This is a genomic window from Mesorhizobium sp. M0870, from assembly GCF_040319775.1.
GTDB lineage: Bacteria > Pseudomonadota > Alphaproteobacteria > Rhizobiales > Rhizobiaceae > Mesorhizobium.
The window spans coordinates 164,115-175,383 of sequence record NZ_JAMYOI010000014.1 but is presented as its reverse complement, the minus strand read 5'-3'; the positions used below and the strand labels follow the sequence as shown (position 1 = coordinate 175,383).

Sequence of the window (11,269 nt, the reverse complement as noted above, 5' to 3'; positions counted from 1 at the left end):
GCATTCCGGCCATCATCGAGAAGGCGCGCAGAATAGTCGGCGACGGGCCGACCTATGTCTCCTTCGACATCGACAGCGTCGATCCGGCCTTCGCGCCCGGCACCGGCACGCCGGAAGTCGGCGGCCTGACGACGCGCGAAGTGCTCGAACTGCTGCGCGGCCTGAAGGGGCTCAACATCGTCGGCGGCGACGTTGTCGAAGTGGCGCCGCAATACGACGCCACCACCAACACGGCGCATGCCGCCGCACAGGTGCTGTTCGAGATATTGAGCCTTATGGTGTTCAGCCCGGCAATCACGGGCAAGGGAGCCTGACGTTCAGAAAGCAAAGGCGGCCGCCGCGCTGGAGCCGGCGGTCGACTCCCAACAAACAAAGCTTCCAGACAGGGGAATGACAATGACAATCCGAAAGACATTTGCCTCCATCGCCGCCGTGCTGATGCTCGGCACGGCCGGCTTCGGCCTCGCCACACAAGCCGCAAGCGCCGATGCGCTGGCGGACATCACCAAGGCCGGCACCATCAATGTAGGCGTCTTCGCCGACTTTCCGCCCTTCTCCTCGGCCAGCGCCGATATGAGCCTCAAGGGCTATGACATGGATGTCGCGCAATACATTGCCGATACGCTCAAGGTGAAGCTCAACCCCATCGCCGTCACCGGCCAGAACCGCATCCCGTATCTGAACGACAAGCGCGTAGACATCCTGATGAGCGTCGGCTACTCGAAGGAACGCGAACAGGTCATCGATTTCGCCGCTGCCTATGCGCCCTACTACATCGCCGTGATCGGTCCGGCGGCACTTGCGGTCAAGGGCAAGGAAGACCTCGCCGACAAGTCGATCGCCGTCAATCGTGGCACGCTCGAGGACACCTCGCTCACCGAGGCAGCACCGGCGTCGGCCGACATCAAGCGCTTCGACAACTACAATTCCGTGATCCAGGCCTTCATCTCCGGCCAGACGCAGTTGATGGTCGTCGGCAACGATGTCGGCGCGCAGGTGCTGGCCAAGCAGGACGCGCTGAAGCCCGAGCAGAAGTTCCAGCTTCTGACCTCGCCTTCGCATATCGGCCTCAACAAGAATGAGGACGGCCTGAAGAAGGCCGTCAACGATGCCATCGCCAAGATGCTGGCCGACGGCAAGCTGGACGAAAGCTCGAAAACCTGGCTGAAGACGCCGCTCAATCCCGAAAACCTCAAGGATTGAGTTTCCGTGGCCTTTGCCTGGCTTCCAGGTGCTGTCGGCGACATCGCGCACGGTGCGCTCACGACGATTCTGTTGATCGCCGTGACCACGCTGGTGGGAACGGCCCTCAGCATCCTGGGTGCCGCGGGGCGACGAAACGGCCCGGTTCTGCTCAAGCGGGCAATCGCCTGTTATGTCGAGGTGATGCGCAACACGCCGTTCCTGGTGCAGCTGTTCTTCATCTTCTTCGGCCTGCCCAGCCTGGGCATCCGGCTCGATCCGATCCTGGCCGCCATGCTGGCGATGACGCTCAACATGGCGGCCTACACGATCGAGATCGTCGGCGCCGGGCTTGACGCCGTGCCCGGCGGACAGACGGAAGCAGCGCTCGCACTTGGGCTGCGGCCACGCCAGGTGTTCGTCAAGATCGTGCTGCCGCAGGCACTCAAGATCATCTATCCCGCGCTCACCAGCCAGATCGTCATCATGATGCTGGAGTCGGCCGTGGTGTCGCAGATCGCCGTGCGTGAACTGACCTACGAGGCCGATATGCTGCAGGCGCGCACCTTCCGCTCTTTCGAGACCTATTTCGTCGTGACGCTGGTCTATCTCGCTCTGTCGATGGCCTTGCGCCGGCTGCTGGTGTCAGGCGGACGCCGTGCGCTCGGAGCCGGCGTGTCATGATCGAGTTCACCTTCTGGGACATCGTACGCAACCTGCTGCTCGCCGCCCGCTGGACGGTGCTGCTATCGCTGGCCGCCTTCATCGGCGGCGGCATCGTCGGCCTGGTCGTGCTGTTCTTCAGGATCGCCAAGAACAAGTGGAGCAGGCGTGTTGCTTCCGGCTACATCGCCCTGTTCCAGGGAACGCCGCTCTTGATGCAGCTGTTCCTGATGTTCTTCGGCCTGCCGATGCTCGGCCTGCGCATCGAACCGTGGACGGCGGCGGCGCTCGGCCTCACCTTCTTCGCCAGCGCCTATCTCGCCGAGATCTGGCGCTCGGGCGTCGCGGCGCTACCCCTCGGCCAATGGGACGCCGGCGCCAGCCTTGGCCTGCACTATCTGCAGGAGCTGAGGCTGATCATCCTGCCGCAGGCCTTTTCGATCACCCGCGCACCCACCGTCGGCTTCCTGGTTCAGCTGATCAAATCGACCGCGCTGACCTCGATCATCGGCTTCGAGGAACTGGTGCGGACCTCCAATGCCATCAACAATGCGACCTTCGAACCGTTCAAGGTCTACGGGCTGGTGGCTCTGATCTTCTTCGTCATGTGCTTTCCGCTGACGCAATACGCCCGCAGGCTCGAGAAACAGGCGGCTGCCCGCTGACGCGCCAAGGCAGATGTCCTTGCGGTTAGCGCTCGATTTCAGGCCGGCAGCCCAAGCTGCTTGCGCAGGCTCTTGTCGAATGCGGACGCGGGGACGAAACGGCGCAGGAAACTGACCTGGCGCGCCATTTTTCCCGCCGCATAGCGCTTCTTCGGCGCGGGATCTGTCGCCGCGGCCAAAACGGTGTTGGCGACCACTTCGGGCGCATCGCCTTTCTCCATCGATTTCCGCACGGATACAGTCATCCCGGCGCGCGCGGAGTCGTAGATTTCGAGCGACCGGTCGGGGGCGGCAAGATTGTCCTCGAATGCCGTTCGGGTATAGGCGGGCTCCACCAGCGAAACGCGGATGCCGAACGGGCGCAATTCGTGATCGAGCGACTCGGAATACCCCTCGATGGCATGTTTGGTCGCTGAGTAAAGCGCGAAATAGGGAGCGGGGATGAACCCCTGCACCGAACTCAAATTCACGATTCTGCCCTTCCCTTGGCTTCGCATTGCCGGCAGCACCGCGTTGGTCACGCGCAAGACGCCGAAGACGTTCACGTCGAACAGCGCCTTGGCCTGGGCGGTCGAGGACTCCTCCGCGCCGCCAAACAGGCCCATACCGGCATTGTTGACAAGCAGGTCGATGCGTCCGGCCTTGGCCAGAACGTCATCGACCATTGTCGCAACGGACGCGTCGTCGGTCACGTCGCAGGTCAGCATGGTCACGCCGGCGGATTGCTGGGAGGCCGTGCGACGGCTGGTTCCGAAGACGCGAAAGCCGGCGCCCAGCAAGGCGTCGGCGGTAGCGCGCCCGATGCCGGAAGATGCCCCTGTCACCAGGGCGACGCCAGGATTGGTCTTGTTCATGGAAATCATATCCTTCTTTGCGTTGGATTGGATTGGGAAAAGCATGAGGGGCCGGGGCAAAGGGCGTTGGTCATGACTGCGTCTGGCGCTCGCGTCTGGCCACAGGTTAGTTCCAGCGTCTGAACAGGGCGCTGGCATTCACGCCGCCAAAGCCGAAGCCATTGGAGATCGCGTACTCCATCTCCATCGGCCGGGGCGCGTTTGCGACGAAGTCGATTCCGTCGCCGGCCGGATCGGCCTCGCCCAGGTTGAGGGTTGGCGGAGCGACCTGATCCCTGAGCGCCAGGATTGCGAAGATCGCACCAAGCCCGCCGGCCGCTCCGAGCAAATGTCCGGTCGCCGATTTCGTGGCACTGACAGCTATCGCGAAATCGCGCCCGAACACGCTCTTGATCGCTTCGATCTCACCCAGGTCGCCGACTGACGTGGAGGTCGCATGCGCATTGAGATGACGAACCTCGCGTGGCGAAATCCCTGCCTGGGCAATCGCGATCTGCATGGCCCGGCGCGCGCCGTCGCCGTCCTCCGGCCCGGAGGTGACGTGGTGGGCATCCGCGGTCGTGCCGTAGCCGACGAACTCAGCCAGCGGCTTTGCGCCGCGCGCCAACGCGTGGTCCAACGCCTCGATGACCAGCACGCCGGCCCCTTCGCCCATGACGAAGCCGTCCCGCGATGTGTCGAAAGGGCGCGAGGCTTGAGCCGGCGCCCAATTAAAGCCGGTTGAAAGAGAGCGAGCCGCGGCGAACCCGCCGAGACTGACGGTGTTGATGCACGCTTCCGTTCCGCCGCACACGGCGATGTCGGCTTCGTTGGCGCGGATCAGGCGGGCGGCGTCGCCGATCGCCTGGATGCCCGCCGCGCATGCCGTCACCGGTGCGCCGAGTGGACCTTTGAAACCATGACGGATCGAGATGTGGCCCGCCGCGAGGTTCACCAGGAAGGACGGCACCGTAAAGGGAGACAGGCGGCGGGCGCCACGCAGGTCCACCGTGCGCACCGCCTCGGTGATGGCGGGGAACCCGCCGACTCCTGAAGCGATGATCGTGGCCGTGCGCAGGCGCTCCGTTTCCAGGGCAGGCTTCCATTGCGCCTGCGCAAGCGCCTCTTCCGCCGCCGCCAACGCAAACAGAATGAACCGGTCCACCTTGCGCTGATCCTTCGCGGACAGGACGGCATCGGCATCGAAACCAGCCTCCGGATCTTCGCCCAGGGAGGGAACCACGCCGCCAATCTTAACCGGCAGCTCTCCCACCACATCGTCCGGAAGCCTGCGAACGCCGGACCGGCCGGCAAGCAGGCGTGACCAGGACGCTTCGACATTGGCGGCCAGGGGCGTGACCGCTCCCATGCCCGTGACGACAATCCGTTGCATCTGCTCTCCTGTCCTTGGTGTGCCGGCGGCGCTGCTCGCGCCGTTCAAGTGGCGACTGCTTCGCGAACCTGATCGGCCGCCGCATCCAGAAAAGCCCGCGCAAGGTCGGGATCGTTGACGACCCGCGAGAGCACGACCGCGCCGACCATCGTCGAGAGAACGGCCATTGCCTTTTTTCCGCTCTTTTCGCTGTCGCCCTCGCCAACCCAACCGCCGAGCATCTCAAGGTACGCCTTGATGCCGTCTTCGAATGACGCCTTCACCTCGGCACCCTGCCTGGCTGCATCCGAACCGAGCGCAACGACCGGGCAGCCGTCCATCTTTTCCCTGCGATGGTCCATGCTGAGGTAGAATGAGATCACCCCGTCGAGCGGGTTCCCAGGATGTGCTGCGGTCGCGGCCGACCATTTGTGGGTGGCGCTTTCCATCGCCCGCCTGGACGCCAGCGCCGCCAGATCGTCCTTCGACTCGAATTGCTTGTAAAAGGCACCCTGGGTCAGCCCGGCACCCTTCATCAGATCCTTGAGGCCGATGCCGTCAAAGCCGCGCTCCCGAAAAAGCCGGCTTGCCACATTGATCACGGTCTCGCGGTTTTCCGCGGCCTGAGTGCGACTCACACGCATCGTCATCTCCTTTTTTAGATTGCATTCGTAATCCATACCCTATATAGAGGGTGAACGCAATCTAAAAAAAGGACAAATGAGATGATCCGCAAAACGCTGAGCGCCTCGCTCCTGGCGGCGCTGTTTCTTGCAACCCCGGCTCTCGCCGAGGAAGCCACCATCGGACGCCCGATCGAAGGCGGCAGCCTGCACCAGGGACACCTGGACATGGTGGCCTACTACGTTCCGCGCGGCGACCTGCTTGAGGTCACCGCCACTTTCGTACCGAAGACCGGGGGTGATCCGCTGCGGTTCGTCATGGGCCTCGCCAACAGTGACGCCGTGGCGTTTTCCATACCGGGCCACCCGGGCTCGCTCTACGCCTTCTCAAGGTCCGGCAGCGAGGTGACGGTCTCGACCGAGACGGACATATCCCTGCGAGCCGATGCGACAACGCCCTGACCTGACGCAAGCCGCGGCCGCGATGCTGGCCGGGGCTCTCGCGTCCGGTCACGCCATCCCAATGAGCCTGGAGAGGTCACATGCTTTACAGCTATATTGTCGAGAAATCGATCCGGCAGAGCTTCGACGACGTCAACAACCATCGCTGGGACGCGGCGGTGAAGGCCATCGCGCCGCATGTCCATCACCGGGTTGGTGGCGCCCACGCGCTTGGTGGGGAGCGCCACGACAAGCAAGCCCTGCGCCGGTGGTTCGAGCGCCTCGGCCGTGTTCTGCCCACTCTCCATCTCACGGTCAACCACGTCTGGGTGAAGGGCTGGCCGTGGCATACCACCGTGTTTGCCCAGTGGGATGGCACCGCAACCCTGCTCAACGGTGATACGTCCTACATCAACCGTGGTCTTCACGTGTTCACGCTGCGGTGGGGCACGGTTCATGCGCTCGAGGAATTTTATGATTCACAGGCGGCGGCGCGCGGTCTCGCCGCCCAGGCCGCAGCCGGCCTCGAAGAAGCTGTCGCCGAGCAGATAACAAGCTAGCAGAAGCGCGGTCCGAGGACGGCCAAGGTTACGGGCCGGTCGCGCTGATCTTTTTCGTCACGTGCCTTCCGCCCGCGCAGTATGCGCGGAGGCTCGAGAAGCCAGCGCCGGCGCTGGACTGCAAGCCAGGAAACCCAGTTCGGTAGCGCAGCGCTGCATCGATGCCGGTGCTGTCGCGGCAACGGTCGAGCCAAGGCAGGCATATAGCTTTCCTGCTAGGAATAGGCCTTGACATCTTGCCGTTCGAATTGTCCATTTGATGCTTGACCGGGCCGAACGGGGCGGCGAGGGCGGACAGGGGCAAACCGGCGCGTGGATAGACAGTCGAGTCGAGTGCTGTTGAAGACGGTTGGGCTGACAAAAGCCTTTCGAGGGCTGGTTGCCCTGCGGGATCATTCCATCGAGCTGCACGAAGGTGAAATCGTTGGGGTAATCGGGCCGAATGGCTCGGGCAAGAGCACGCTTTTCAACCTGATCACCGGCTTCTCCCAGCCGAATTCCGGTAGCATCGAGATGGAGGGCCGTTCGATCGTCGGCCTGCGCACATCGCAGATCGTCGCGATGGGCATCGCCCGCACCTTCCAGGGTTCTCGCCTATTCGGCAGCCTCAGCGTCGCACAGAACGTGCTGACGGCGGCGCAGCTGCGCCATCCTGTCGGGCCCGCCGATACCGTGCTGCGCGGTCAGCGCTATCGCGAGCGGGTGGCCGCGACGCGGCAGCAGGCCGACGAACTCCTCGACCTCATGGGCCTGACAGATCAGGCCGGCAGGGTCGCCGCGGATCTTCCCTACGGCGATCAGCGGCGGCTGGAGATTGCGCGTGCGTTGGCGACCGGCCCGCAGTTGCTGCTGCTCGATGAGCCCGCAGCCGGGCTTGATTCCAACGAGACCAAGGTGTTGGCGGCGCTGATTCGGACGATCCGTGACCGCTACGGCGTAACGGTGGTCGTTGTCGAGCACGACATGGACCTGATCATGGCGCTGTGCGAACGCATCCAGGTGCTGGCGACCGGCGAGGTGATCTGCGTCGGAACACCGGAGCAGGTACGCGAACACCCGAAAGTGCGGGAGGCGTATCTTGGCCACGCCTAGCCCCGTTCTGCTCAGCGTCGAGAACCTCGAGGTCAATTTCGGCGCGGTGCGTGCGCTGAAGGGCATTTCGCTCGACGTCCATGCCGGCGAGGTGGTGGCGTTGGTGGGGGCCAACGGCGCCGGCAAGAGCACGACCTTGCGCACCATTTCCGGCCTGTCGCGGCCGCGCGGCGGCAAGATCATCTTCGATGGCAAGCCGATTGGAGGTGTCGCTCCGTCGGGCATCGTAACTCTGGGCATCGCGCAGAGCCCGGAGGGCAGGCGCCTGTTCGGCGGCCTGACGGTGGCCGACAATCTGCGGCTCGGCGCCTGCACCCGCACCGACAAGGAGGCCGTCGTCAGAGATAGCGAGCGCATGTTCATGCTGTTCCCGGTTCTCAAGCAGCGGCTGAAGCAACTGGCCGGCACGCTGTCGGGCGGCGAACAGCAGCAGCTTGCTCTGGCGCGCGCGCTGATGGCGGCGCCGCGCCTGCTGCTGCTCGACGAGCCTTCGCTCGGCGTTGCGCCGCTGCTGGTGCGCCACATCTTCAGCGCGCTTGCCGAACTGAAGCGCCAGGGCATGACGATGCTGCTGGTGGAACAGAACATCACGCTCGCGCTGGACCTCGCCGACCGTGCCTATGTGCTGCGCACGGGTCAGGTGGCGCTGTCGGGCCGGTCCGCGGAACTGCGCGACAGCGAACGCGTGGCGCAGGCATATCTCGGGGCGGCAACATGACCCAGCTGGACTATATCCTGCAGCAGATCGTCAACGCGGTGAGCCTCGGCAGCCTCTACGCGCTGGTGGCGGTCGGCCTGTCGATCGTCTTCGGCGTCCTCAAGCTTACCAATTTCGCGCATGGCGACGTAATGATGGTGGGCGCCTTCGGGGTAGCTCTGCTGGTCGGGATCGGCGTTCCGTTCCCTGTCGCGGTGATCTGCGGCATCGCCGCGGCGGCCGTCGCGGGCTTCCTCATCGAACGCATCGCCTATCGTCCGATCCGCGACGCGCCCGACGTTGCGCGACTGCTCACCAGCCTCGCCGTCACCTACATCATCGAGAACGTCGGAATCCTGGTGTTCACCTCCTCGCCGCGCAATTTTCCACTCCCCGATATTCTCAACACCTCCTGGGAAATGTCGAACGGCGCCATCACCTTCACTAGCATCAATCTCCTGACCATCGCGCTGACCTTCGTGTCGCTGCTGCTCCTCGGCTGGTTCATCACGCGCACCACGACCGGGCTCGGCATGCGCGCCGCAGCCGAGGACATGTCGGCGGCACACCTTGTCGGACTCAACGTCAACCGGCTGATCATCGTCGCCTTCATCGTCGCATCCGCCTATGCCGGCCTTGCCGGCATTTTGTGGGCGGCACAGGCCGGCGTGGTGCAGCCGCAGATGGGCTTCACGCCGCTCCTGAAGGCTTTCGTGGCGGCGATCATCGGCGGCTTCGGGTCGATCGCGGGCGCCCTGGTGGGCGGCTACATATTGGGCGCGCTGGAGATCTTCATCGTCGCATTCCTGCCGAGCAGCGTCTCGTCCTATCGCGACGCAATCGTCTTTGCCGTGCTGATCGCCTTTCTCCTGGTGCGCCCGGGCGGGCTGCTCCAGCCAAACCGGGAGATAAAGCTGTGAGCCGGGAAGCGCGGATCACACTCCTCGTCCTCGTCGCCCTGGTGGCGGGAGCAGCTGTCGCTTTCGGTGCGCCGCACGTGCTGAGCGACTATTTCGTCCGGATTATCCTGCTGATCGCGCTGAATGCAATCCTGGTGCTGGCGCTGTCGCTGAGCAACGGTTTTACGGGCGTGTTTTCGCTCGGTCATGTCGGCTTCATCGGCGCCGGCGCGTATATATCGGGAATACTGTCGATTCCCGTACAGCAGAAGATGGCACTGCTGCCGCATCTGCCGGCGTTTCTGCATGCTTTCAGCCTCCCCTTCCTGCCGGCGACGCTGGTGGCAGGTCTTCTGACGGCGCTGCTTGCCGTGGTCGTCGGTTATCCCTTGATGCGGCTGTCGGGCTATTTCGTTTCGGTGGCGACGATGGGATTCTTGATTATCGTCAACGTGGTGCTGATCAATGCGTCGGATTTCACCCGAGGCGCCCGCACTTTCACCGGTGTGCCGCTGGAGACGACGTTGCCCTGGGTGATGGGTTGGCTCGCCATCACGGTGTTCGTTCTGGCGCGCCTGGTCTATTCGCCTTTCGGGCGCGCCATGAAGGCGGTGCGCGACGACACAATCGCGGCCAGCGCTGTCGGCATCGGCGTGTTGCGGACCAGACTGATCGCCTTCGTCATCGGCGCGTTCTTCTCAGGCGTCGGCGGGTCGCTCTACGCACATTATCTCGGCTCGTTTTCGCCGAACACCTTTTACTTCGCGCTGACCATGAGCCTGATCACAATGCTGGTGCTAGGCGGCATGGGCTCCCTGACCGGCGCGGTGGTTGGCGTCATCTGCGTTTCGCTGTTGTCGGAGGTCCTGCGCTCGGTCGAACGCGGCTTCACGATCGGCGATTTCGCGGTGCCGGCCCTGTTTGGCGCCAGCCAGATCGTGCTCGGCTTCATCTTCATTCTAGTCATGATCTTCCGGCCGAAGGGGATCATGGGGGACCGGGAACTTACGTTCGGATTAACCCAAAGATCGGCAACGGTGAACCAGACAGAGGAACGAAAACGATGATCAAACTCACTCGACGCGACACCATCGGCCTAGGACTGGGCGCATTCTTCGCGCTTGCCTCGGCCAGCACGGCACTTGCTGCCGACACGATCAAGATCGGCTATCCGGCAAACCTGACCGGCATTCAGGCCTCGCTCGACGGTCCGATGCTGAATGGCGCCAAGCTGGCGGCAAGCGAAATCAACGCCGCCGGCGGCGTGCTCGGCCAACAGATAGAACTGGTGATCTACGACTCCAAGAGCGATTCGACGACGATCTCGACCGTCGCCAGCCAGTTGATCGACAGCGACAAGGTCGTCGGCATCATCGGCTTCGCCGATTCCGATTCGGTGCTGGCCATCGGACCGCAGGTCCAGAAGGCGCAGATCCCGTTCATCACGCCCGGCGCGACCTCGCCGAAATTGCCGAGCCAGCTCGGCAACGAGATCTTCCTCGCCGCCTTCGGCGACAACGTTCAGGCTGCGGTTGGCGCGGAATTTGCGCTGAACAAGCTGAACGGCAAGACCGCCTACCTGCTGACCGACATCGGCACCGAATACACAACGCTGCTGTCGGACTACTTCGTCACCGCCTACGAGCATGGCGGGGGCAAGATCTTGGAGCGCGACACCTACAAGATCGGCGACAAGACCTTTACCGCGCAGATCGCCAAACTGAAGGCGCTGTCACCGCAGCCCGACTTCGTCTATGCCTCGTCGAATGCCGAGGAAATCGGCCTGATCTTGAAGCAGATGCGCCAGGCCGGCATCAACCTGCCGGTGGTCGGCGGCGACGGTTACGACACGCCCTTGCTGATCCAGGTCGGCGGCGACGCGGCCAAGGACACCTACTTCACCACCCATGCCTATATCGGTGAGGGCGCCACCCCGAAGGTGCAGGCCTTCATCGACGCCTACACCAAGTCGGCCGGCAATGCCCCGGAGAACGCGTTCGCTGCGCTCGGCTACGATTCGGTCAAGTTGATGACCGACGCGATCAAGCGTGCCGGTGCGCCGGATCCGGCCAAGATCCGTGACGCGCTGGCCGCTACGTCCGGGCTCGACGGCGTGACCGGAACGATCACCTACCGCCCGGGCATTTCGGTGCCGGACAAATCGGTCTCGGTCATCGGTGTCAAGGACGGCAAGCTTGTCCTTGCAAGTGAAGCGGCACCGACCTTCGTCGCGGAGCCGTGA

The 11,269-nt window shown here is 63.7% G+C and carries 14 protein-coding genes; 11 read left to right on the top strand and 3 right to left on the bottom strand.

The window, feature by feature from the left end; translation table 11 throughout:
* From NKH97_RS18900 to NKH97_RS18885, 4 genes are all read left to right on the top strand, one after another.
* The coding region (locus NKH97_RS18900; RefSeq protein WP_352798395.1) for an arginase family protein at positions 1-314 on the top strand (314 nt) is incomplete at its 5' end.
* Positions 315-396: 82 nt separating this feature from the next.
* Positions 397-1,203 (top strand): transporter substrate-binding domain-containing protein, encoded by an 807-nt coding sequence (locus NKH97_RS18895; RefSeq protein WP_128304211.1) that lies wholly within the window; start codon positions 397-399, stop codon positions 1,201-1,203.
* A 6-nt stretch (positions 1,204-1,209) separates the two neighbouring features.
* Positions 1,210-1,866, top strand: a complete 657-nt coding sequence (locus NKH97_RS18890) for an amino acid ABC transporter permease (RefSeq protein WP_128304212.1) — start codon at positions 1,210-1,212, stop codon at positions 1,864-1,866.
* Entirely contained in the window at positions 1,863-2,510 is a 648-nt protein-coding gene (locus NKH97_RS18885; RefSeq protein WP_128304213.1) for an amino acid ABC transporter permease, read from the top strand. The genes NKH97_RS18890 and NKH97_RS18885 overlap by 4 nt, the downstream gene beginning before the upstream one ends.
* A 38-nt stretch (positions 2,511-2,548) precedes the next feature.
* Here NKH97_RS18885 and NKH97_RS18880 read toward each other — a convergent pair whose 3' ends face one another.
* From NKH97_RS18880 to NKH97_RS18870, 3 genes are all read right to left on the bottom strand, one after another.
* Positions 2,549-3,364, bottom strand: a complete 816-nt coding sequence (locus NKH97_RS18880; protein ID WP_128304236.1) for an oxidoreductase — start codon at positions 3,362-3,364, stop codon at positions 2,549-2,551.
* Between the two features lie 106 nt (positions 3,365-3,470).
* Positions 3,471-4,736 (bottom strand): beta-ketoacyl-ACP synthase II, encoded by a 1,266-nt coding sequence (fabF, locus tag NKH97_RS18875; RefSeq protein WP_128304214.1) that lies wholly within the window; start codon positions 4,734-4,736, stop codon positions 3,471-3,473.
* 44 nt (positions 4,737-4,780) lie between these two features.
* Positions 4,781-5,359 carry a TetR/AcrR family transcriptional regulator gene (locus NKH97_RS18870; protein WP_127297537.1) on the bottom strand — a complete coding sequence of 193 codons (579 nt, stop codon included), beginning with the start codon at positions 5,357-5,359 and terminating at the stop codon, positions 4,781-4,783.
* Positions 5,360-5,440: 81 nt separating this feature from the next.
* Between NKH97_RS18870 and NKH97_RS18865 the strand changes: the two genes are divergently transcribed.
* From NKH97_RS18865 to NKH97_RS18835, 7 genes are all read left to right on the top strand, one after another.
* Positions 5,441-5,800 (top strand): hypothetical protein, encoded by a 360-nt coding sequence (locus NKH97_RS18865; RefSeq protein WP_352720822.1) that lies wholly within the window; start codon positions 5,441-5,443, stop codon positions 5,798-5,800.
* 80 nt (positions 5,801-5,880) lie between these two features.
* Entirely contained in the window at positions 5,881-6,339 is a 459-nt protein-coding gene (locus NKH97_RS18860) for a nuclear transport factor 2 family protein (protein WP_127297539.1), read from the top strand.
* A gap of 333 nt (positions 6,340-6,672) precedes the next feature.
* A complete protein-coding gene (locus NKH97_RS18855; RefSeq protein ID WP_352720818.1) occupies positions 6,673-7,431 on the top strand; it encodes an ABC transporter ATP-binding protein in 759 nt (252 codons plus the stop codon).
* On the top strand, positions 7,418-8,149 hold the full coding sequence (locus tag NKH97_RS18850) for an ABC transporter ATP-binding protein (RefSeq protein WP_352798389.1): 732 nt from the start codon (positions 7,418-7,420) through the stop codon (positions 8,147-8,149). Before NKH97_RS18855 ends, NKH97_RS18850 begins: the two co-directional genes overlap by 14 nt.
* Positions 8,146-9,048 (top strand): branched-chain amino acid ABC transporter permease, encoded by a 903-nt coding sequence (locus tag NKH97_RS18845; RefSeq protein WP_013528427.1) that lies wholly within the window; start codon positions 8,146-8,148, stop codon positions 9,046-9,048. The genes NKH97_RS18850 and NKH97_RS18845 overlap by 4 nt, the downstream gene beginning before the upstream one ends.
* On the top strand, positions 9,045-10,094 hold the full coding sequence (locus tag NKH97_RS18840) for a branched-chain amino acid ABC transporter permease (RefSeq protein WP_023810716.1): 1,050 nt from the start codon (positions 9,045-9,047) through the stop codon (positions 10,092-10,094). The genes NKH97_RS18845 and NKH97_RS18840 overlap by 4 nt, the downstream gene beginning before the upstream one ends.
* A complete protein-coding gene (locus NKH97_RS18835) occupies positions 10,091-11,269 on the top strand; it encodes an ABC transporter substrate-binding protein (protein ID WP_023810715.1) in 1,179 nt (392 codons plus the stop codon). Before NKH97_RS18840 ends, NKH97_RS18835 begins: the two co-directional genes overlap by 4 nt.